At 40.4% G+C, this 20,664-nt stretch carries 24 protein-coding genes; 12 read left to right on the forward strand and 12 right to left on the reverse strand.

Annotation, left to right across the window (positions count from 1 at the left end; all coding sequences use genetic code 11):
- Nucleotides 1-363 precede the first annotated feature (363 nt).
- Both rlmD and LQ203_RS20565 read left to right on the forward strand, forming a co-directional pair.
- Complete coding sequence (gene rlmD / locus LQ203_RS20560; protein ID WP_230160842.1) at nt 364-1,734, forward strand: 23S rRNA (uracil(1939)-C(5))-methyltransferase RlmD; 1,371 nt, start codon at nt 364-366, stop codon at nt 1,732-1,734.
- Nucleotides 1,735-1,953: 219 nt separating this feature from the next.
- Complete coding sequence (locus tag LQ203_RS20565; protein ID WP_356714944.1) at nt 1,954-2,502, forward strand: YitT family protein; 549 nt, start codon at nt 1,954-1,956, stop codon at nt 2,500-2,502.
- Nucleotides 2,503-2,513: 11 nt separating this feature from the next.
- Here the strand turns inward: LQ203_RS20565 and LQ203_RS20570 are convergent, their stop codons facing one another.
- From LQ203_RS20570 to LQ203_RS20600, 7 genes are all read right to left on the reverse strand, one after another.
- A complete protein-coding gene (locus LQ203_RS20570; RefSeq protein WP_230160845.1) occupies nt 2,514-3,374 on the reverse strand; it encodes a DUF421 domain-containing protein in 861 nt (286 codons plus the stop codon).
- Nucleotides 3,375-3,406: 32 nt separating this feature from the next.
- Entirely contained in the window at nt 3,407-3,613 is a 207-nt protein-coding gene (locus tag LQ203_RS20575) for a DUF1657 domain-containing protein (protein ID WP_230160847.1), read from the reverse strand.
- A 12-nt stretch (nt 3,614-3,625) separates the two neighbouring features.
- Complete coding sequence (gene spoVAE, locus LQ203_RS20580; protein ID WP_230160849.1) at nt 3,626-3,976, reverse strand: stage V sporulation protein AE; 351 nt, start codon at nt 3,974-3,976, stop codon at nt 3,626-3,628.
- On the reverse strand, nt 3,973-4,992 hold the full coding sequence (gene spoVAD / locus LQ203_RS20585; RefSeq protein WP_230160850.1) for a stage V sporulation protein AD: 1,020 nt from the start codon (nt 4,990-4,992) through the stop codon (nt 3,973-3,975). Before spoVAD ends, spoVAE begins: the two co-directional genes overlap by 4 nt.
- Nucleotides 4,992-5,471, reverse strand: a complete 480-nt coding sequence (gene spoVAC / locus LQ203_RS20590) for a stage V sporulation protein AC (protein WP_230160852.1) — start codon at nt 5,469-5,471, stop codon at nt 4,992-4,994. Before spoVAC ends, spoVAD begins: the two co-directional genes overlap by 1 nt.
- 23 nt (nt 5,472-5,494) lie before the next feature.
- Entirely contained in the window at nt 5,495-5,965 is a 471-nt protein-coding gene (locus LQ203_RS20595) for a YhcN/YlaJ family sporulation lipoprotein (protein ID WP_230160854.1), read from the reverse strand.
- Between the two features lie 77 nt (nt 5,966-6,042).
- A complete protein-coding gene (locus LQ203_RS20600; RefSeq protein ID WP_230160856.1) occupies nt 6,043-6,246 on the reverse strand; it encodes a DUF1657 domain-containing protein in 204 nt (67 codons plus the stop codon).
- 283 nt (nt 6,247-6,529) lie between these two features.
- Here LQ203_RS20600 and LQ203_RS20605 point away from each other — a divergent pair, with 283 nt between their 5' ends.
- From LQ203_RS20605 to LQ203_RS20620, 4 genes are all read left to right on the forward strand, one after another.
- Nucleotides 6,530-6,943: a hypothetical protein gene (locus LQ203_RS20605; protein WP_230160858.1), complete on the forward strand. Its 414-nt coding sequence runs from the start codon at nt 6,530-6,532 to the stop codon at nt 6,941-6,943.
- Entirely contained in the window at nt 6,940-8,217 is a 1,278-nt protein-coding gene (locus LQ203_RS20610) for an ammonium transporter (RefSeq protein WP_230160860.1), read from the forward strand. Before LQ203_RS20605 ends, LQ203_RS20610 begins: the two co-directional genes overlap by 4 nt.
- A gap of 49 nt (nt 8,218-8,266) precedes the next feature.
- Nucleotides 8,267-8,494: a group-specific protein gene (locus LQ203_RS20615; RefSeq protein ID WP_230160862.1), complete on the forward strand. Its 228-nt coding sequence runs from the start codon at nt 8,267-8,269 to the stop codon at nt 8,492-8,494.
- A gap of 369 nt (nt 8,495-8,863) precedes the next feature.
- Nucleotides 8,864-10,684: a zinc ribbon domain-containing protein gene (locus LQ203_RS20620; RefSeq protein ID WP_230160864.1), complete on the forward strand. Its 1,821-nt coding sequence runs from the start codon at nt 8,864-8,866 to the stop codon at nt 10,682-10,684.
- Between the two features lie 275 nt (nt 10,685-10,959).
- Here the strand turns inward: LQ203_RS20620 and LQ203_RS20625 are convergent, their stop codons facing one another.
- From LQ203_RS20625 to LQ203_RS27570, 3 genes are all read right to left on the reverse strand, one after another.
- Nucleotides 10,960-11,130 carry a hypothetical protein gene (locus LQ203_RS20625; protein ID WP_230160865.1) on the reverse strand — a complete coding sequence of 57 codons (171 nt, stop codon included), beginning with the start codon at nt 11,128-11,130 and terminating at the stop codon, nt 10,960-10,962.
- 99 nt (nt 11,131-11,229) lie between these two features.
- Nucleotides 11,230-11,358 (reverse strand): hypothetical protein, encoded by a 129-nt coding sequence (locus LQ203_RS27565; protein WP_290370622.1) that lies wholly within the window; start codon nt 11,356-11,358, stop codon nt 11,230-11,232.
- A gap of 20 nt (nt 11,359-11,378) precedes the next feature.
- Nucleotides 11,379-11,843, reverse strand: coding sequence for a hypothetical protein (locus LQ203_RS27570; protein ID WP_290370623.1), 465 nt, complete (start codon nt 11,841-11,843; stop codon nt 11,379-11,381).
- A gap of 248 nt (nt 11,844-12,091) precedes the next feature.
- On the opposite strand from LQ203_RS27570, the gene LQ203_RS20635 reads away from it, so the two are divergent.
- From LQ203_RS20635 to LQ203_RS20655, 5 genes are all read left to right on the forward strand, one after another.
- Nucleotides 12,092-12,748: a 5-bromo-4-chloroindolyl phosphate hydrolysis family protein gene (locus LQ203_RS20635; protein WP_230160867.1), complete on the forward strand. Its 657-nt coding sequence runs from the start codon at nt 12,092-12,094 to the stop codon at nt 12,746-12,748.
- Nucleotides 12,745-13,917, forward strand: coding sequence for a toxic anion resistance protein (locus LQ203_RS20640; protein WP_230160869.1), 1,173 nt, complete (start codon nt 12,745-12,747; stop codon nt 13,915-13,917). Before LQ203_RS20635 ends, LQ203_RS20640 begins: the two co-directional genes overlap by 4 nt.
- Nucleotides 13,918-13,928: 11 nt before the next feature.
- Nucleotides 13,929-14,498 carry a nitroreductase gene (locus tag LQ203_RS20645; RefSeq protein ID WP_230160872.1) on the forward strand — a complete coding sequence of 190 codons (570 nt, stop codon included), beginning with the start codon at nt 13,929-13,931 and terminating at the stop codon, nt 14,496-14,498.
- Between the two features lie 185 nt (nt 14,499-14,683).
- Nucleotides 14,684-15,190: an SEC-C metal-binding domain-containing protein gene (locus LQ203_RS20650; protein WP_230160874.1), complete on the forward strand. Its 507-nt coding sequence runs from the start codon at nt 14,684-14,686 to the stop codon at nt 15,188-15,190.
- A 333-nt stretch (nt 15,191-15,523) separates the two neighbouring features.
- On the forward strand, nt 15,524-16,483 hold the full coding sequence (locus LQ203_RS20655) for a S8 family peptidase (RefSeq protein WP_230160876.1): 960 nt from the start codon (nt 15,524-15,526) through the stop codon (nt 16,481-16,483).
- Between the two features lie 80 nt (nt 16,484-16,563).
- Here LQ203_RS20655 and LQ203_RS20660 read toward each other — a convergent pair whose 3' ends face one another.
- Together LQ203_RS20660 and LQ203_RS20665 are read right to left on the reverse strand one after the other, a co-directional pair.
- Nucleotides 16,564-17,217, reverse strand: a complete 654-nt coding sequence (locus LQ203_RS20660) for a DUF1775 domain-containing protein (protein WP_230160878.1) — start codon at nt 17,215-17,217, stop codon at nt 16,564-16,566.
- A gap of 19 nt (nt 17,218-17,236) precedes the next feature.
- A complete protein-coding gene (locus LQ203_RS20665) occupies nt 17,237-18,871 on the reverse strand; it encodes a copper resistance protein CopC (RefSeq protein WP_230160880.1) in 1,635 nt (544 codons plus the stop codon).
- Between the two features lie 323 nt (nt 18,872-19,194).
- Here LQ203_RS20665 and LQ203_RS20670 point away from each other — a divergent pair, with 323 nt between their 5' ends.
- Nucleotides 19,195-20,652 carry a cadherin-like beta sandwich domain-containing protein gene (locus LQ203_RS20670; protein WP_230160882.1) on the forward strand — a complete coding sequence of 486 codons (1,458 nt, stop codon included), beginning with the start codon at nt 19,195-19,197 and terminating at the stop codon, nt 20,650-20,652.
- The last annotated feature ends 12 nt before the right edge of the window (nt 20,653-20,664 follow it).

Genomic DNA, 20,664 nt, shown 5'->3' on the forward strand with positions numbered 1-20,664 from the left:
CACTACCATTACAGCCGGGACAGTCGTGTATATCGGAAAAATGATATTCCGTTGGTACGAAGGAGCTGTATCCTCGCCCGTAACAATCCGGACAGAGGCCTTTTTCCTCCATACTTACACGATGTTTTTCTAACCTTGTTGCATTCCAGGCTGATATAGAGTTAAATAAACCCATTTCCTCACCTCATCTATTTTTCCTTATTTTTCTTATTTTGTTGAGTTTTTATACATGGAACTATGAAAAATCCGTAATTCCTTCCACTATATTTTATGAAAACAAAGGTAAATTGGTGAGTCGTTTTGTGGCAAGGCTCCTATTGTGGTAAAATACAGGCTAGCATAAAAAAGAAAAGAGAAGATGATATGAAAAAAACAGCACCTGTTGCTAAGAATGATATTATAGAGGTTTTATTCGAAGATTTAACACATGAAGGAGCTGGAGTGGCTAAAGTTGATGGCTACCCGATCTTTGTACAGAACGCCCTTCCTGGTGAAAAGGCAAAAATAAAAGTGATGAAGGCAAATAAAGGTTATGGCTTCGGACGGTTAATGGAAATTATAGAAAATAGTCCATACCGTGTTGAGGTCACCACTGAAGATTTCCATAAATACGGTGGTTGTCAGCTGCAGCATATGAGTTATGAAGGACAGTTGGAATTCAAGGAAAAGCAAGTACGTGAAGTGATGACGCGCATCGGAAAACTTGAGGATGTGAAGGTTCACCCGATCATAGGGATGGAGAATCCAACTCATTATCGCAATAAAGCTCAAGTACCTGTTGGCGAAAAGGATGGCAAGCTAATAGCGGGATTCTTTAAACCGCGGACACATGAAATCGTTGAAACGAAAGAAAGCATTATCCAAAACGAAGTGATCAGTGAAGCCGTTCAGGTTGTGAAAGAGATTTTCAGTAAACTTGGTATTCCTGCTTACAATGAGGAATCTCATAAAGGTGTATTGCGCCACATCATGGCCCGTTATGGCAAGCAAACAGGCGAATTAATGATTGTTCTCGTTACAAGAACAAATAGTATCCCTTTCATCGAAACTATCGTGAAGGAAATCGCTGAACGTCTTCCACAAGTGAAATCCATCGTTCAAAATGTGAATTCCAAGAAAACGAATGTTATCTTAGGTGATAACATGACAATCCTATGGGGCGACGAAGTGATCCATGATATGATCGGTGATGTGAAATTTGCCATTTCTGCAAAATCCTTTTATCAAATCAATCCAGACCAAACGAAGGTCCTTTATGATAAAGCCCTTGATTATGCAGGGCTTACGGGTGAAGAGACGGTAATAGATGCTTATTGCGGCATTGGTACCATTTCTTTATTCCTAGCTGGAAAAGCGAAAAAAGTCATCGGTGTCGAAGTGGTGTCAGAGGCGATCGAGGACGCACGCCGCAATGCTGAATTGAATGAAATCTCAAATGCAGAATTCATCGTTGGCGATGCAGGTAACGTTATTGCCGAATGGTATCAAAAGGGCAACACGGCAGATGTCATCGTCGTCGACCCACCTCGTAAAGGTTGTGAGGAATCCCTTCTGAACACAATCATCGAGATGAAACCGAACAAAGTCGTATATGTGTCATGCAACCCAGGCACTCTGGCGCGTGATCTTCATATCTTGGAAGAAGGCGGATATAAGGCCGTTGATATTCAACCTGTTGATATGTTCCCGATGACGACACATGTTGAAAATGTAGTGTTATTAGAGTTAAAATAATGTGAAAGAACTCAGGTCATTAGACCGGGTTCTTTTTTTGTTGAAAAGGAAATGAGCAAAATCTTTGTGTTCCCTTTTTTGGGTGGTTTAGCCGAAGAATAGTGGTAAGGGTCATTGCGAATTTTTTTTTTGCATGCATATTCTTGATGCTCCAACTTGGACATATATTATAGAAAATGGAATGGGAGGTAAGGTGATTTTATTAATTTTCAAAAAGCGGTGGCTGTAATTGTTGGTAGTTTTTTGGTGGGTATTGGAATCAATGCTTTTTTAGTTCCTCATCATTTAATAGATGGCGGCGTTATTGGAATTGCACTCATCCTTCATTATTTCTTTGGTTTTCAAACGGGGCTATCCATGTTAATTCTTAGTGTTCCTATATTTTTATATGCCTGGTACTATGAACGTCCCTTTTTCTATAGCAGCATCCACGGGTTACTTTTGACATCCCTTTTTATGGATTGGCTAAGTCCATTGAAAAGGGTCTTCTCCATTTCGATACTGACTAGCTCCTTGATTGGTGGGGCGATCATAGGAATGGGCATAGGGCTCATGCTTCGATATGAGACAAGCAGCGGGGGAACGGATATGTTAGCCAAAATCATTTCCAAATCTTCCACATTAGATATTGCTTTAGCCATTATTATTATAGATACACTTATCATTTCAGCCGCTGCCTTCACATTGGGTATGGAAATTTTCCTTTTTTCATGTGTGACGATCTTCATCATTGGACTGATCACTTCGGTTATGAAAGTGAGGGATTGAATTCACGGTCATCAGTTTTTCAAGATATGGGCTACATCATCTATTGCCTTTTGCAGTTTTTCGCTATTTTTACTATACATTTCTTTAGCTTCCTTTGATTCAGTTCCAAGGGCAAACAACTCTAGGTCCGCTTGGCATTTTTTCAAGGTTGCTAGCATTAAAGGCTTTTCTTGAGGAGAAGGAACTTTAAGTTTATCATCAAAAAGGTCCACAGTTAATTCACCGTTTGAATTCGCTTGACCAAGAAAAACATTCTCGAGGGTTACGCCCAACTTATCCAATTCAGTATGAAGCCAATTTCGGTTCAGTCCAATCGTGGAAAGTGGTTCATCAAGTATGCTGCCGTCCATAATGATAGTTTGTGGTTCCTTGACTGCAGCAACTGCCAAGTTAATGTCCTTAGCTGTTAAGGGTTGATTTTGCTTTTTTAGCATTACGGAAAAATCCCCGTTCGCTTCCAATAAGGCAAACTCGACTTCTGAGATATCGAAGACATCCTTTTTTCGGAGTAATGCCAACAATTCATCAATGGTATATTTCTCTTTTTTTAAATTGTCTTCCATGACTTTGCCATCTTTGATGAAAACCGATGCTTTTCCTTCCACAAGGTCACGGAACGTTTTACTTTTTAAAGATATAGAACCTGCAATGAAGGGTGCTAAGGCAAAGACGAGGATGGACAGTACTCCATGTATAACATTTCCTTCGACCTTCGTAGCTAATTCGGCCCCAACATTACCAATGGTTATCCCCGTTACATATTCAAAAAAGGAGAGCTGGGATAATTGTTTTTTACCTAACACTTTCGTGATTACAAAAAGAACGATTAAAAAGAATAGTGAACGCAAAATAATTTCTAACCAACCCGGCATTACTTCACACCTCCTGCATAGTCATTTTGTTATTAGAAACCTTTATATTGTGGTTCTTCCCGTTCTAACTCACCCACTCGCTTTTGTACTTCCTTCATCACTTCATTCACCTCCAGCATCGTTTCATGCAAGATGCGTTTCGATTCATCGTCTTGGGTCCGAAGTGCTAAGCTGGATAAACCTGCTTCAACTCCTTTAAGGCTAGAGACACATTGTTTCACTTCAGAAGCTATCGTCATGCTGCATCCTCCTTATCCTTTAGGTTTAAAAATAATGGCTCCTATCATTCCAAAAATGATCGCCGCTGAAATCCCGGCACTGGTCACTTCGAACATGCCTGAAATAACACCGATCAATCCATGCTTTTCCCCTTCTGCCAACGCTCCGTGTACAAGGGAATTTCCGAAACTCGTAATGGGTACCGTTGCTCCTGCACCTGCAAAATCAATGAATGGTTCATATAAACCAAAACCATCCAACAGTGCTCCCGCAACAACAAAGGTACATAAAGTATGAGCAGGCGTGAGTTTGAATACGTCAAACATGATCTGCCCGATTACACAAATTGTGCCCCCGACAACAAAAGCCCAAAAGTAGATCATGGTTGGGGCTCGCCGCCATATTCAATCGATACGGCATGGGCAATACATGGAATCGTTTCACTTTGTTGAAAGGATAGAGGAGATAACAAGGCACCGGTAGCTACGACAAGCATTCGTTTGATTTCTCCCTTTTTCATGCGGTTTAATAAATGACCGTAAACGACGGTTGCCGAACATCCGGCACCGCTTGCTCCTGATAGGACAGGTTGCCCATCCCGGTATATCATTAATCCGCAATCCCTATACTGCTCTTCCTTAACTGGAGTACCGTGCTTTTTTAATAATTCCAATGAAACTTCATGTCCGATCTTTCCTAAATCCCCAGTTACAATTAAATCATAATAGGAGGGGTCGAGGTTCCGTTCTCTTAAATGGGCTTCAATCGTATCAACAGCGGCCGGGGCCATGGCACCGCCCATATTGAAAGGGTCGGTCAATCCCATATCGATTACACGGCCTATTGTAGCTGAAGTGACCCTTGGGCCAGCCCCTGCATGGCTTAATAAGGCCACGCCGGCCCCCGTAACGGTCCATTGGGCAGTTGGAGGTTTTTGCCCGCCGTATTCAGTTGGGTAACGAAATTGCTTTTCAACGGCTGCGTTATGACTTGATGCACCTGTCAATAAGTAATCTGCCCCTTTGGTATTGACAAGGTATGCACCTAGAGCAAGTCCTTCCATGGAGGTAGAGCAAGCTCCAAATAAGCCAAGATAAGGAGTACCCAGCGTTCGGCAGGCAAAACTTGTAGGGGTTATTTGATTGATAAGGTCGCCCCCAAGGAAAAATTGAATCTGTTCTTTCTGAAGGCCAGCCTTTTCGATTGCTTTTGTACAAGCTTCTTCCAATAAAACTTTATGTGCTTTTTCATAGGTATCTTGATTTATCCATAAATCGGAATGAAGGAGATCGAAATCATCAGCGAGCAATCCGTTTGCTTCAAATGGTCCACCCACAGTTCCTGTGGAGATGATGACAGGCTTTTGGTCAAACACCCATGTGCGATGCCCGGTAAGCATTATAAACCACCCCATTGTATGAGTATTGTTTTTACCAGTGCTACGATAAATGCAGAAAATACGCCGAATAAAATAACGGAACCAGCCAATTTAAATATGTTGCCACCGACTCCTAAAACGAAACCTTCTGTTCGGTGTTCAATGGCTGCCGATATAACCGCGTTCCCGAATCCTGTCAGCGGCACAGCAGAACCTGCCCCTCCAAATTGGGCAATTCGGTCATACACTCCAAATCCTGTGAGGAGCATGGCGATGAATATTAAGGTACCAGCCGTTGGATTTCCAGCTGTCTGGTCCGTGAAGTCGAAGTAACGGATATAAAAATTTGAAATGCTTTGACCCAATAAGCAAATTATGCCGCCTGTCATAAAAGCTTTTAAGCAATTTAGCAGTACAGGTCTTTTGGTTTCCAATTGGGTTTGAAGCTGCTGATATTCCTGTTGGACAGGTGTCAGCTTTTTCTTTTTATTATTTGACATCTTCTTATCACTTCTTCCATTTGTTACGTTTTTTCATTCAACAAGGCTTTGAGTCTTTTGAAATCTTTTTCTAAAGATTCAACCTTGGTATGATCCGTTTCCACTTTTTGCTCGAGTTGATCAAGTTCTATAAACATCTTTTGATCTGTCGAGACCAGTATTTTATAATAGGGAAACGTATTTTCCAATTCGGTTTGCGCTTTCTTTTCAATCTTTTTTAAGCGAAGGCGATTGAAGTTATCCACCTTAAGGGCCACCAGCAATTCCTTATTGGAATTCACAGCTTTTACATTCGTGACTCCGTCCGCATTCGATAGCGTATCTTTAGCTTGATTGGCCACTGATTGGTCAATGGGATTATTGGTATGTACCTTTCTTATTTTCAAGTCCTGATCCTTGTTGTCGATTTGACTTGAGTTTGGCGAACATCCAGTTATAAGCAAAACGATGATAAGAGAAAAAATGGGAATGTAACATTTTAACTTATAGGGCAAGATAGCGTCTCCTTATAGATGAATTAAAGATATAAAAAAGGTTGGTTGTCCTCAACCAACCTTTTTTATATGAATAATCATTGTTTATATTGAGGTTCCTCACTTTGTATCTCATTAATGCGAGGGGTGATGCTGTCTACAATCGTTTGTGTTTGTTGGGCAGCTTGTTGATAAAGTTGTTTGGCTTGCTCATTATCTGTGGAAAGTGCAAAGGTTTCAAAGCTTGCTTGAGCACTTTTGAGTCCCGCTAAAGTTGTTTTGACATCATTGATTACTGTCATGAAGGGTACCTCCTTGTTTGTAACTGCCTTTTTAGAATAAGGAAAAAATGATTATATATACCTTCCAAATTTTATCTGGATAATTGAAGTTGTAAATTTGATCTATCTCTCCATTAATCAAACGTTTGATTAATGAAGAAAAAACAGGTAGGAAGGCATTGGTGACTTCCATTAAATACGATTCATTCGTTACGTTTTTGTTTGTGTGTAAATATTGACTGAATTCAGAATTATGCATATAATTATAGAAAATATAACGTGATTGCGTGAGGTGATATGACATATGATGATTGTGGATGATTTGTATAATAGAGTTGTTTTTGAAATTTCATCTTTAGAATTGATAAAAGGATTGCTATTCCTTAAAAGCAAACAAGAGTCGGAAATTGAATCGATCAAAAACAAAATTCATAAGTACGAGCAGAAACGAAGTGCTGAGGAAGCATGGTATCAATCTCTATCACCGTTTAAACGTTTTTTTACAGGGCGTGCTCCAAGTCATCACCAGGCCGTGGAGCAGTTGGTGAATGTTAAAGATAGATATAAAAAAATCGAGAAGATTAAACGTAAGGTCGCTTTATTAAATGAGGTGATCATTTTACTTGAAGCAGAACCGGAAAAACGAAAAATGAATTTACCATCAGACATCATTAAAGAGATAATGGCCTGGCAGAGAGAGGATGGACTACCAAGATGACAATCGAAACGTTAAACGCTGGCTTGGATACAATTTGGGTTGTCCTGACAGCAGCCATGATCCTATTGATGGAGGGCGGGTTTGCCTTATTGGAGGCAGGGTTCGTTCGTACAAAGAATAATGTGAACATCATCATGAAGGTTTTTGCTGATATCACGATTGGGACGCTTTGTTATTTTGTCGTTGGTTTTGGCTTAATGTATGGAACGGATATATTTGGCACTATCGGAGCAAGCGGCTTTCTGCTGAAAGGTAACCTGTCGCACATCGACCTTACGATTTCCATAGATGCATTTTGGTTATTTCAAGGGGCATTCGTCATTGCTGTCATTTCCATTGTTTCCGGAGCCGTTGCGGAACGGATTAATTTTCGTGCCTATCTTATTTTTGTCGTAATGATGACGGCATTCATCTATCCGATTGCCGGTCACTGGGTATGGGGGGGAGGCTGGTTAAGTGAGCTGGGCATGCAGGACTTCGCAGGCTCTGCGGTCATTCATGCGCTAGGCGGATTTTCGGCACTCGCAGCTGCCATTGTCATTGGGCCGAGAGCAGGTAAATTCACTTCACGAGGCACTAGTTCCATTTCGTTACCAAGTAATCTCCCGTTGGCATCTGTTGGGGCATTCCTCCTATGGTTTGGCTGGTTTGGGTTTAATGCAGGAAGCACTTTGCAGGCTACAGACGGACGGATTGGCCATATTGCCATTGTCACGATGCTCTCAGCGGCATCAGGGGGAGCTGCGACAATGCTTTATACACTGTTTAGGTATGGACGCTCGGATGCCCCTTCCGTCATCAATGGCTCACTTGCAGGCCTTGTCGGGATTACGGCAGGTTGTGCATTCGTCAGTGATCTGGTGGCAATCCTGATTGGAGCAGTATCTGGAATGCTCATGTTGGCTGCGACAAATTGGTTGGAATCAAGGAAGATCGATGATCCGGTGGGTGCCTTTCCTGTTCATGCGGTATCCGGCATGTGGGGTACGATAGCGGTAGGGCTTTTCTCCTCGGAAGACGGTTTGTTTACAGGCGGGGGATGGCATTTGCTTGGGGTTCAATTGTTAGGATTAATAGTGCTGTGCATTTGGGGCTTTTCATTGACATGGATCGTGTTTAAAGTTATGAACATTTGGGTGCCTATAAGATCGACTGATGAAGAAGAAGAACTTGGATTGGACATCAGTTATCACGGCATCATGGCCACACATACATCGCCGGAGTTCATTAAAGTAGAAGACTATTATAAGCAGGATGAAGAATTGAAAAGATAAGGACATATATATATACTAATGGCAAAGTTAAGTAAGAGGTGGAGTATAAATGGGTACATGCAATCTTAATCATTCACAGCAAGATGTCAGGCTGAAGTTTGAGAGTCAAAAGGCATTTTTACCAACGGAATTGGGTCAATCAATTAATCTTTTTTTAGAAAATGAGCATTCACAGGAAATGTTGAATGAACTTTTTCATCTGTTAAAGAAGTATGACTTGTCCTCCAAGGAAGAACAAGAATCTAGAAATGAAAAGTTGAATCAAATAATGTTGTGAATTTGAAAGAATGGGAGCGCAAGTATGGCTCCCGTTCTTTTTTGTTTTGCCTCGGACCATTCTTGGAATAGCCGACATTCAAACGATGCTAAAGGGAAGAAGGGTGTTCCCTTTATTTAAGGAGTGTTAATGATACTATCTCATGAAGTTTTTACATACTTATACAGTGGGTGAAGGGAAAGCTTACTCTATATTAGTAATCAAAAATATCAGAGAATCGATTTGAGGTGAGAAATTGAGAAAAGGACATTCAAATGCGCCTAAGAGAAGGTCTGAAGTACTTATTATTTCTGCATAATCCGATAAATGGAACATAAATTGTAGGCTTATATATTGTAATGAGTAAGAAAAGGGAGAGCGACATAAAAAATGAAAAAATGTAAATCATGCGCGCATCCTGTTAGCGAGAGTTCTCGATTTTGCACATTCTGTGGTGCGCCTATAGTTGGTGAAATAACTGAAGAGGAAAAGTCTTCTAAAAAGCATTTTAAGAAAAAAACGTTAATCATTACAGCAATATTGGCCTTTATCATGATTTTCAGTGCATCAGCTATTATTCTCCATAAAACCCCGAAAGAGCTGTATCTTCTTTCTGAATATAAAACGTACAAGAATGCGAAAGAAGGATGGGACGATAAGTTTGGCGATACAATGGAATTTCAAGAGAGAATGAAGAAGGAACCTTCAAGTTCAGAGGTGACGCTAAGCGGAAATGTCAAAATGGATTCATTAACGAATGATCCAGACATAGAGATGGTTCAAGAATTATTGACCCAAGCATCGTTCACTGCCAAAGCTGAACAGGATCCAATAAGCAATCAAGGTTATTACAAATTAGCCTTGAATGTTGATAAGGAAAAGGCAATGGATGTAGAAATGTTCCAAACTAAGGGGCGACTGGGTATGAAGGTGCCAAAGTTATATGAAAAATTCTTCTATCTAAATTTAAACGAATATGGTGAGTTTCTGCGGATGTTAAACCCATCATATTCTGGCCCTGAAACGTTGGAAGTATCTGACCTTGAATGGCAAGACTTGAAATTAACGGAGATAGAACAGGAATACATCCAAAAACGATATGGGGCATTTATGTTGGACCGGTTGAAAGAAAAAAACTTCAAGCTGAAAAAAGGCCTGGATTATAAACATGAAGGCGAAACGAGGAAAGTAAGGGAACTGACACTTAAACTATCTTCTTCCGAAACTAAAAAGCTTGTAAATGATTTTTTGGACCATTTAATTAAAGATGTAAAGCTTCATAGCATGATAGTTACTAGGGTACAAAAAGTATCAAACACCGGCACAATGACAGATGAAGCTAGGAGTTCTGATACTAAAGAAATAAAACGGCAATTGGTCGATGGTTTAAAACATGTAAAAAATGAAATCAAGGATAATAGTTTTCCTAAAGGATTTTCTTCCACATTGCTTATCGATAAAGATGAGCAAGTCATCGACCGTAAAGTAACGACGGCTTTTGGAAGTAACCATAACCAAGTCAACGTGGAAATGAAAAGCAAAAACGTTCCATATGGCAACAATCAAGTTTTCAAAGAATTTAGCGTGGCACTAGCTCTTGAAAAAGATGAGGAATCAAAGCTTATGTTCCTGGTTACGAATGATGTGGCTTATAAAAAAGATACACGGATTGAGAATCTTAAGGCTTTCCTTGAATTTGAAGAGTATGGGGAACATGAGGAAATCAAACTTTCGATGATTAGTGATATTGAAGGAGAAAACGGAGAAAAGCAGAAAATCAAAAGGAATTTCAATCTAAATTTCGTCAGTGGCCATATCTCTTATTTGCCATCCTCTTTTAAAGGGACAATGAAACAAACGAGTGATCTTAACTTAAAGAAGGACTATTCCTACGAGAAAGTCGAATTGAAGCTTGGGATAGAAGATGTGGACTCAGGTATGGTCACGGTCAAGTTGGATGCTAAAACGAAACTGAAAGATAAGCTGGAAATGGCGGACTTGAAAATTAACTCTGGTGAAGGCGTAAGCTTAGTAAACATTCCCGAAGATGAAATGGATGAAATTCAAGAAGAAATAGGAATGAATTTAATGGAGTTAGCCGTTAAATACGGAATTGTGCCAAAAGGTGTTTATCAGTTTGACGGCTATGATGAAGCTAGTTATGACGGCTATTATGAAATAGAAGATGAAGATTCTAAAGGGAAGTTCTAGCTTGGGTGTGTTTTTTATAAGAAACACGTTAGTTAAACGCCGCAGGGATGTAGCTGACTAAAGGTTACCGGGAACGGCCAACGGCTGAGCTAGCCCTACATGATATGGAAAGCTGCACAAAGCGGAATCCAATGCTCGAAATTAATCAATCGTTTGATTAATTTTCTTGTACAGTACTGATTATCAAGTATTTGCTCCATGAGGAAGGCACAAATTCACGAGTAAATAGTCGAAACTAATGAGGCAGGCACAAATTCACGAGTAAAGAGCCGAAACTAATGAGGCAGGCACAAATTCACGAGTAAAGAGCCGAAACTCACGAGTAAATGCACGAAACTCACGAGTAAACGGCCAAAACTCACGAGTAAATGCACAAAACTCACGAGTAAACGGCCGAAATTCACGAGTAAACGGACGAAATTCACGAGTAAATGCACGAAACTCACGAGTAAACAGCCGAAACTAATGAGGCAGACACAAACTCACGAGTAAATGCACAAAACTCACGAGTAAACGGCCGAAACTCACGAGTAAATGCACGAAACTCACGAGTAAATAGCCGAAACTAATGAGGAAAGCACAAACTCACGAGTAAATGCTCCCAATTCACGAGTAAACAGCCGAAACTCAAGAGAACGCACAAACAGCAAAGCAGATAAAAAAGCAGGGCTCATAATGAGCTCCTGCTTTTTTATTAAAAGCCATCATCTGTTGCGGTGAAGGGGATGTTTAGGTTTCGTTCAACGGCACGAAGTCTTTGATTTAGTCGATTCAGCCTATTCGTATGGCGTTGATCATTTTGATTCAGTCTGGTTATTTCCTGGTTTACACGGTTCACTTCTCGATTTATCCTTGTAATTTCTTGGTTCTGCCGAGTGAGTTCCCTCGATTGACGCTCGTTTTGACGTTCAAGTTCCCGGACTCTTCTTTCAAGTTGCTGAGTTTGCGGCTGTTGTCTATCTATATCTAACGGGTCGGACACTTGGGTGTATGAATTTTCTTGAACTTGCTGATAATCCCAATCTCTCTGATAATCCCAATCCTGCTGCGGGACATAATCAAATCGTTCCGGTTGTTGGAAATATGGGTTGTAATTAGGTTGAATGTACTGGTGATTTCCATTTTGTTGTGGAAAAGGATAAAATCCGTATGAATTCATAGTCAACTCTCCTTTTAAAATCGGGATGGTACGTTATAACTTATGTAAGTTCCAGATAAGTGACTAGGCGATAGCCCATATGAGCGAATCACGAGGTATGTTTTTTAAAGAAAAATTTCAATAAATTTGCAGAAATCATCCTGTTCCTATATCGTTTAGGGTAAGAGAAAATCTTTTTTTATCATGAAACCAATCAAAAGGATAATCCGTATATATAGAAAAGAGTGTAAGTCAGGAGTGTAATGATCATGAATCGATTTCTAGCTGGTTTTGTTCCGATATTGATTGGATTTCCAACGGTTTTACCAGTTTGGCTAATTAGCTATTTTGTATTGAATCAACCGTTTGTTTTGTCTGTTGCCATTTCCTTAGCGGGAGGGACGCTTGCATACTGGCTAAGTTCCGTTTATTTTTCCTCGCGCTTCCTCAAAAAACATGAATTGACGAGAAAAGAATATCAATATATAAAGAAAAATTTAAGTGAAGCAAAACCGAAAATATGGCGAGTGCAAAAGGCGCTAATCTCGGTCAGACATATCTCTTCTTTTAAACAGAGGAAGGATATGATTAAAATGATCAGAAAAATATATAGTCTGACTAAAAAAGAACCGAAGCGATTTTACCAGGCGGAACAATTTTATTATTCGCATCTGGATTCTGCCACGGAGCTTGCGGAGAAATATGTTTTTTTATCACAGCAGCCAAGAAAGAATAAGGAACTCGAACTATCTTTAACAGAAACCCGCAAAACCTTAAAGGAACTCACTAAAACGATAGAAAAAGATTTATACAAAGTGATTGCCGATGATATCGATCACCTTAACTTCGAATTGGACGTTGCAAAGCAATCGATTAAAACTAAAAAAGAGTCACAAGTAATTGATGAAAGCAGGAGGTTAAAATGAATAACAATGATCCAAACCTGTTGAATAAAACGAATAATGCCAATTTGATGGATGATCTTTTAGCCAATCCCTTTAATGAGGTGCAGGAGCTGGAGAAAGCGTCTCCCAAGGAAGCGAAGCCGGTTAAACTGATTGATGTCATTCCAGAAGAGAACCGGGCCAAGGCTTATCAGCTTGCTGAACAAATTGACCCAACGAATCATCAAGCGATGATATCCTATGGTACACCCGCCCAATCAAAGCTCCTGACTTTTTCGAATTCGATGCTTGAGCATGTACAGAAAAAAGATGTTGGTGAAGTAGGCGACATTATCAGTGATTTAATGAAGAAGTTAAACGAGCTGAGCCCTGATGAGCTTAAACCGGATAAGCCCTCATTTTTTGCGCGGATGTTCGGGAAGCTCTCGGGAACTGTACAGGAAGCGCTTTCCAAGTATCAAAAAACGGGTGCCCAGATTGATCGCATCAGTGTGAAGCTCGATCGGAGTAAGAATATCTTGTTATCGGATATCGTAATCCTTGAAAAGCTATATGAAACGAATAAGGAATATTTCCAGGCGTTGAATGTCTATATTGCGGCGGGGGAAATTAAACTCGAAGAAATTCATGAGAAAACGATTCCTGAGCTAAAGAAATCTGCGGAATTGAGCAATGATCAAATGCAGTTTCAAGAAGTCAATGATATGCGCCAATTTGCTGAACGGTTGGATAAAAGGCTGCATGACTTGAAATTGAGTCGTGAAATCACGATTCAAAGCGCACCGCAAATCAGGCTGATCCAAAACACGAATCAGGCGCTAGTCGAAAAAATACAATCTTCGATCATGACGGCGATTCCACTTTGGAAAAATCAGGTTGCGATTGCATTGACCCTAATCAGGCAGCGTCATGCTGTAGAAGCGCAAAAGCAGGTTTCCAAAACCACGAATGATTTGTTATTGAAGAACTCTGAAATGCTCAAAACAAATACCATTGAAACGGCTAAAGAAAATGAGCGGGGAATTGTCGATATTGAAACTCTAAAGAATACCCAAGCTAACTTGATTTCTACACTTGAAGAAACCATGCGGATCCAAGAGGAGGGCAGGCAAAAACGCCGACATGCCGAACAGGAATTGGCGTCCATGGAAAATGAGCTGAAACAAAAACTATTGGAGATTAAGGGATAAGGGGAGATAATATGGAAACTATCGAAGCTATAAAAACGAGAAGAAGCATTGGGATCGTTAAGCAAGATCCGGTACCTAAAGAAATGATTGAGCAAATTATTGAAGCTGGAACATATGCACCTAATCATCATCGGACGGAGCCTTGGCGTTTTTTTGTTTTGACTGGAGATGGAAGAAATAAACTTGGGCAGGTATTCGAAGAAATAACGCGAATTGAAAACGCGGATGATACTCCGGAAAATTTAATAAGTAAGCTTGAAAGGCAAAAAAAGAATCCCCTTAGGGCTCCGGTCATCATCGCCGTGGGCATAGAGCCTAGTGATAAGAATAATGTCCTCGAAACCGAAGAATATGCGGCAGTGAACAGTGCTATCCAAAATATGCTTCTTGCTGCACATTCCTTAGGGCTGGGGGCAGTGTGGAGAACGGGAAAAATAACTTATCATGAAAAGGTCCGGGAATTTTTCAATTTATCCTCAAAAGGAGAAATACTGGCATTCATTTACTTGGGCTACCCTGACATGGAGCCGAAGCCTGCTAAGAAAACACCGATTGATGAATTGACCACATGGATCGGATGATGGATAAAGGGGGCAGCTGCATCAGTGCAAACACACTGTTGCAGCTGTTTTTTATTGGATTGTTTTAATCCTTTTACCAAAAAGGGACTTATCCTAGTCACGCTTCGTTTCAAGTGACGATTGAGGATTTAGGTTGTACAATACATAGGAAGAATAAATTTTGATGAATTAGGATGTGTCTATAGATGAGAACGATTGATCCATTTGAGATACTTGATGGAAAAGCGATAAAGTATTTGGATGTTTTTGGCGTTGAGGATGGAATTGCTTTAAAGAGTAAGTACGAAGACAAAACGTATTGGATATATGATTACTATTGCATGCATCAGACATGTGATTGCCAGGAAGTATACCTTGAATTCGTTGAGGAGAGCAAGTCCAATAAACAGGCAGGACAGCATTTTGGAGTGAGGGTTTCTTTCGGGGATAATCAATTTACCCTAGAGGATTATAATATTTCCAAGCAAAAGGCAATGGATATTGCGGAGGACACGTTAAAATACAGTAAAGACGTAATGGATTTATTTAAACAGCGATATCAGCAAATGAAGGAAAAAGGCACGCAAATCATCATGGAAAGTGCAAAGGCAGCTAAAATGCCTCATGTTCATACGGAGCCGGTCATCGGCAGGAATGAACCATGTCCATGCGGAAGCGGAAAAAAATACAAAAAATGCTGCGGCGCAGCTTGATCATTCATGGAAGTTGACTCGATTAGGAGTCACTTCTTTTTTTTTGAAAATCGTAACGGTTGAAAACGAATTGTGTAATAAATAAAAAAAACATGGTGTTTTACGAACGTTTGTTCTATAATAAGAGTACCAGATAATAGCAGTAAAAGAAATAAAAAGTAGTCATTTAGATGGAATTTTCCGAAAACTTCTTTATTATTTTCAAAAATCTGGTATATATAAGGGAGAAGAGTTTTTTGATCTCATCTCTTTCAACGGTAGACGGCAGCCAGACGGGATGAAAATCCCTACAATGATGGCAGTTTAACTTTGAACGAAGGAAGGGGTAATCAAATGACAAGAGAAAAAAGATTAATACCGTACAAAGTTCTTGAAGTAATGGAGACTGTGAAAGAAAAGATTCCTGAGGGTGTCGAACTTGTGAAAGCCCCGGCAATTTGGGAAAAAAGCAATCATGGTGAGGGCGTGGTAGTTGCCGTCATCGATACAGGCATTGATAAGGGACATCCAGACCTCAAAGAAAGAATCATTGGTGGGAAGGATTTTACCAATACCGGTGATTATCAAGATGATAACGGGCATGGAACACATGTGAGTGGTACGGTTTTGGCGGCCATTAATAGTGTTGGTGTAGTGGGAGTGGCCCCGAAAGCGAGCATATTAGCGTTAAAGGCCTTAAATGGCCAAGGTCAAGGTGATATTAATTGGATCAATGGAGCTTTAGAGTATGCGATCAATTGGCGGGGACCGAATGAGGAAAAGGTTTCAGTTATTTCACTTTCACTTGGAGGTCCTGCGGATGAAGCAGAACATAAGCTCATTCAAAGGGCGCTTCAGGAAGATATCCTAGTTGTCTGCGCAGCTGGAAATAGCGGGGATGGGCGTCATGAAACGGACGAATTGGATTATCCGGGTGCATATCCAGAAGTGGTGGAAGTCGGTGCTGTGGATTTAAGCAGAAATTTAGCGGATTTTTCAAATACAAATGATGAAATAGACTTGGTGGCGCCAGGGGTTGATATTCTCTCTACGTATCCAGGAAATAAATATGCTAGGCTGAGCGGAACGTCAATGGCTACGCCTCATGTAAGCGGTGCAGCAGCTCTCTTGAAAGTGATTGCTGAAAAGGAGTTTGGCCGCACGCTAACTGAAGCGGAATTATATGCACAGCTAGTGAAAAGTACGGAAGATCTCGGAATAAGCAAAAAAGCACAAGGGAATGGACTGCTTAACTTAACTATAGCGGAACAAAGGGTTAATCAATCCATTAAGGTTTCACAGAAAACCTTCTAGTTCCCGAGTAAAACGATGGTTATGGAATAGTAGAAGTGAAAAAAGGTGTCCCAAGAAAATTGGGGCACCTTCCTTAATGATTATTTTTTCCTTAGAGCCGCAAAAAGCGCTACAATGGAGAGTATTAGTGATATGACAGAAAGGGTGATGATCAGCGTTTCATTGCTATCATCTTCTGTCTGTACCGTATCCTTTGAATTGTCAGTTGCCTTGGTATTATCCGTATCAGCTTCATCTTTGTGACCATGGTCCGTAGATTCTGCATCAGCCTTAGGAGCTAGTGAAATTTCCGTTACAGAATGCGGTAGATCTGAGCCTTCGTCACCGCTCCATTCAACAATTTCACCATCTTCGTAATATTGAAATGCATCCCAGGCCACATTCGTTTCTTCTTTAGGGTTTTGGGCAACGAATGAGAATTGCTGGAACTGTCCAGCTGCAATTCCTTCATCCGTTGCAGTCCAAGTTACCGTTTTAACATGCCCATTTTTGTCTTCGGTGGTTACTTTCCATCCTGGTACAGGCTGATAGCTTTCAAAAGTAACCCCTTCAGGTATTTTTAAGGTCACTTTTGTTGTGGCCGTTTCTTTTTCAACGGGCACTTTAATTGTATAAGTTTCCCACGCTTCAGGGGCAGATGAACTAGGCTTGACTGTAACGTGTGCATACGCCGAACCGGAGAAAATGAATAATGCAGCAAATGTAGAGATCAGTAGCTTTGAAAAGTTTTTCATTTTTATAAAATCCCTTCTGTTATGAATTTCCTATGAAAATTGTAAAATCAGCATTGATTGAATCGAGGCTTTCAGTTAATCCGTGAATATTGATTTTCCATTTTCCTGGCATGGTTAATAAAGACTTTGATGTAAATGTACCTGTAGTTTTTTCTTGCATTTGCAGCTTTAGTTCACCGCCAGGCGTATCGATTGGCTGCATCGTGATTGTAAGCTGTTCTATTTCAGCAATTGGCTTGCCTTCATTGGATAAATCAACTTGAATCAGATTGTCCCCAACTTCATTTGGAGTCACCAATAATGTAACCTCATTTTTTTCTTCCGTCATTACCGTTTTCTCAATTGGCCCAGGGGAAGACATCGCAGTTTGGACATTTGTCAATAGAGCCGCAACAAGGAGTACGACGATCCCTAAACCAAATTCCATTCCCACACTAAAACCAAGTTTTTTCGCTTGCGTTTTCCCCCTGAAAAAATGAAAGGCTCCTAAACCGATCATGACTAACATAAGACCGATTTTCGCAAGTAATAATTGTCCATATGTTGTGTTTAACAATGAATGGAAAGTCGGTACATGTTGAAAGCTGCTATATATCCCGCTAATGATCAGTATGATTACAAATAAAAACGCCCATCTGGAAAACCTATGAATGATCGACCAGTAAAATGTTTTCTTATCTTTTTGGACTGCCTGTCGATTGGCAAGCCCAGGCAAAATAACCAATAAGGCCATAAGGCCGCCAAGCCATAAAGCCATGGACAGTAAGTGGAGGAAATCCATTACAACAGCCAGAATGTGATTAGGAACAGCAGCTGTATGTCCTGTGAATGCCTTACAGACCATCAAAATGGCTATAATGATAAAAGAAAAGATGGGTAATGATTTAATCAAGGAGTTCTCGAGCATGAAATAAATAGCTAAAAATAGAAGGAGCAACATTAGAATTTCAATGACCCAGATGTTTCCGAAGTTTGTAGCATTCAATACTTCTTTTATATAAGTCACATTAAACGCATCCGTCCACCCTACACCAGCGTCAATCGTCACTTTTAAAGGCAGACTGCAGAAGACGGAAAGTGCCAAGCTTGCATATGACACCCAAAGGTATAGACGTGCTCTCCTGCTAGCTTGAAAAAGGTTGGTATCCTTCGTTAAAGATAATTGGAAAAAAAGGACGCCTGAAAGAGCTGCGAAGCTTATGTATTGTAGACTTTGTAGGAAAATGATGATGGAATTCGGAAAACCTGCGTTCACTTCAGAAATGTCTTGATCTGATAGGGCGGTCGAGTTTCCGAATTGAAAGGGGATTGTCCCTTCGATGGGGTGGCCATCACTCGAAACCACTCTCCATTTTATGTAGTAAATCCCTTCATCGATTTTGCCTTTCCACTTAGCTTCCAGTATTGTTTCACTTTGTTCCGAAATTTTACTGTCTTGAATTTGAATTTTGTCCCCATTCTGGCTGAATACTTCAAGCGAATGGAAAGCTGGTTGTATATTCTCACTGAATTGAATGCTGATCTTTTCAGGCAGATTTTCCATCGCTTCATTTGGGCTAGGGTTAGAGCCTATTACTGTAGCGTGACCAGAAGCCATTGCCGGGTATAAAAGTAAACTGAATAAGCTTACTACCACCCATAAATAATTCTTCATCTTGGTGTGCCATCACCCTTTCATTAGCTTATGTAAGATTATTATAAGAGCAAAATGTGAAAAAACAGTGAAATTAAATGAATGATCTAAAGGCAGTTTGAGATTCAAAAGAAAAGGGATAACGATATGAATAGAATAGCCTACCTCCCAACATTATAGACATGTAAATAATCAAAAGGAAATATTGGTTTGGAATTCCTTTGCATGATGTTGTTGATCATTAGGGGTTGGATAGTTAGTGCAACAGCCCATTAAGAAATAATTAAGGTTTCTTTGTTACTATGACCCTATCGTGTTTGCAGGAATTATAGGGGGGATAGGCTTTGCTAAAGAAGGGGTTAAAAGAAAAAAGCGTGAAGGTGGTCTTGGTTTGTTCTCTTGCGGGGATAGGAATATCATTTTATATGCCTGCCGCATACGCTGAGGAGGGGACAGCCGTCATTCAGGAAGATGACCGAACGGTGAATAGTCTTTCGAAGCTAGAAATAAAAGATATTGCATTGGATCAAAAATTTGCAGAAGATGTACTCGACTATAGTGCAACAGTGGCGAATGAAGTTGAAAAGATCACCTTGCTTGCTGAGAGTATCAATGAGAATGCCACCATATCCGTGAATGGCGTCAAACTGACAAATGGGAAGGCCAAGGACCTAGCTCTTCAAACTGGCATCAATACATTCAAGATCACAGTCAGCGATGGAATAAATGAAACGATGACCTATACCGTCAAAGTTGAAAAACTTGAAAGTGATGACAACCTTTTAACTTCGATTGGATTATCAAGCGGCTCGTTACCGTTTGATTCTAAAGTGACGGCTTATAATGTTTCTGTGGAGAATGAAATCAAGACAATTACTGTGTCTCCGACATTGAGTGATAGTACTGCAAATGTAAAGGTGAACGGAACGGCTGCAACGAGTGGAGGTGTAAAGGTACCCCTTCGAATTGGTAAGACAATGGTGAAGATTATCGTTACTGCAGAAAATGGGGATGAAAAAACATATACGCTAACGATTACACGGGCTGCAGCTAAGAAAACGGAATCGAAGGATAAGGATGCCGAATCTAAAGAGGATACAGTTCAAAAGGAACCTATTACTGGGGCGAATAAAACTCAGCCATCCGCGTCTAAAGGAGATAAACCATCTTCCACCCCTGTTGATTCATTTAATAATGTAAAAACAAGCAATGGCAGCAAAGTATCGAAGGTACAACAGAATGAAAACATTTCAACACAAAAAACGAAATCAATTCCTGTAGAGGAGGTAGTATCTGCTGATTCTTTAGGTGAAGAAGGTAAAACCCCGCCATTTTTGAACAATCTGACAGTATCAACTGGAGTATGGAACAAGCCTTTTGATTCGAATGAGCATACCTATCATGTCAAAGTCGATAATGATATTACCTCAGTCGAAATGAATGCTGCTTCAAGTGCTAGTGGAGCCACGGTTGAATATGAAGGTGAGAGCAGTAGGAATGTAAAGATCAAGGATAAAGCGAAGACGGCCATTTCAGTTACGGTTTCAAAAGATGGGAACCGGCGTACTTACGTTATTGTTTTCGAAAAGGATATGGATGTGGAAATGGATGAAGAAGAAACCGTGGACGATATCAAAACAAATGAAACAGAAGTTGAGGCAACGCAAATGAGTACAGCTGGTAAAACGGAGACTGTTCCATCGAATGACAAAGTCGTGCAGGGGATGTTGAATGGGAATGAGCCTGCAGCGGCGGGGTCATTCTGGGGGAAGGTCAAGGCGTTCTTCACTTCCCTTTTTTAAATGCACCAAAAG

The sequence above is a fragment of the Peribacillus sp. Bi96 genome (assembly GCF_918698115.1).
In the GTDB taxonomy this organism is placed as follows: domain Bacteria; phylum Bacillota; class Bacilli; order Bacillales; family DSM-1321; genus Peribacillus.

Excerpts from the sequence above, each read along its gene's own strand:
- rlmD (WP_230160842.1), top strand. The coding sequence starts at position 364 with ATGAAAAAAACAGCACCTGTTGCTAAGAATGATATTATAGAGGTTTTA.
- LQ203_RS20570 (WP_230160845.1), bottom strand. The coding sequence starts at position 3,374 with ATGCCGGGTTGGTTAGAAATTATTTTGCGTTCACTATTCTTTTTAATC.
- LQ203_RS20575 (WP_230160847.1), bottom strand. The coding sequence starts at position 3,613 with ATGACGATAGCTTCTGAAGTGAAACAATGTGTCTCTAGCCTTAAAGGA.
- spoVAE (WP_230160849.1), bottom strand. The coding sequence starts at position 3,976 with ATGATCTACTTTTGGGCTTTTGTTGTCGGGGGCACAATTTGTGTAATC.
- spoVAD (WP_230160850.1), bottom strand. The coding sequence starts at position 4,992 with ATGCTTACCGGGCATCGCACATGGGTGTTTGACCAAAAGCCTGTCATC.
- spoVAC (WP_230160852.1), bottom strand. The coding sequence starts at position 5,471 with ATGTCAAATAATAAAAAGAAAAAGCTGACACCTGTCCAACAGGAATAT.
- LQ203_RS20600 (WP_230160856.1), bottom strand. The coding sequence starts at position 6,246 with ATGACAGTAATCAATGATGTCAAAACAACTTTAGCGGGACTCAAAAGT.
- LQ203_RS20605 (WP_230160858.1), top strand. The coding sequence starts at position 6,530 with ATGATGATTGTGGATGATTTGTATAATAGAGTTGTTTTTGAAATTTCA.
- LQ203_RS20610 (WP_230160860.1), top strand. The coding sequence starts at position 6,940 with ATGACAATCGAAACGTTAAACGCTGGCTTGGATACAATTTGGGTTGTC.
- LQ203_RS20615 (WP_230160862.1), top strand. The coding sequence starts at position 8,267 with ATGGGTACATGCAATCTTAATCATTCACAGCAAGATGTCAGGCTGAAG.
- LQ203_RS20620 (WP_230160864.1), top strand. The coding sequence starts at position 8,864 with ATGAAAAAATGTAAATCATGCGCGCATCCTGTTAGCGAGAGTTCTCGA.
- LQ203_RS27565 (WP_290370622.1), bottom strand. The coding sequence starts at position 11,358 with ATGAGCCCTGCTTTTTTATCTGCTTTGCTGTTTGTGCGTTCTCTTGAG.
- LQ203_RS27570 (WP_290370623.1), bottom strand. The coding sequence starts at position 11,843 with ATGAATTCATACGGATTTTATCCTTTTCCACAACAAAATGGAAATCAC.
- LQ203_RS20635 (WP_230160867.1), top strand. The coding sequence starts at position 12,092 with ATGAATCGATTTCTAGCTGGTTTTGTTCCGATATTGATTGGATTTCCA.
- LQ203_RS20640 (WP_230160869.1), top strand. The coding sequence starts at position 12,745 with ATGAATAACAATGATCCAAACCTGTTGAATAAAACGAATAATGCCAAT.
- LQ203_RS20645 (WP_230160872.1), top strand. The coding sequence starts at position 13,929 with ATGGAAACTATCGAAGCTATAAAAACGAGAAGAAGCATTGGGATCGTT.
- LQ203_RS20650 (WP_230160874.1), top strand. The coding sequence starts at position 14,684 with ATGAGAACGATTGATCCATTTGAGATACTTGATGGAAAAGCGATAAAG.
- LQ203_RS20655 (WP_230160876.1), top strand. The coding sequence starts at position 15,524 with ATGACAAGAGAAAAAAGATTAATACCGTACAAAGTTCTTGAAGTAATG.
- LQ203_RS20660 (WP_230160878.1), bottom strand. The coding sequence starts at position 17,217 with ATGAAAAACTTTTCAAAGCTACTGATCTCTACATTTGCTGCATTATTC.
- LQ203_RS20665 (WP_230160880.1), bottom strand. The coding sequence starts at position 18,871 with ATGAAGAATTATTTATGGGTGGTAGTAAGCTTATTCAGTTTACTTTTA.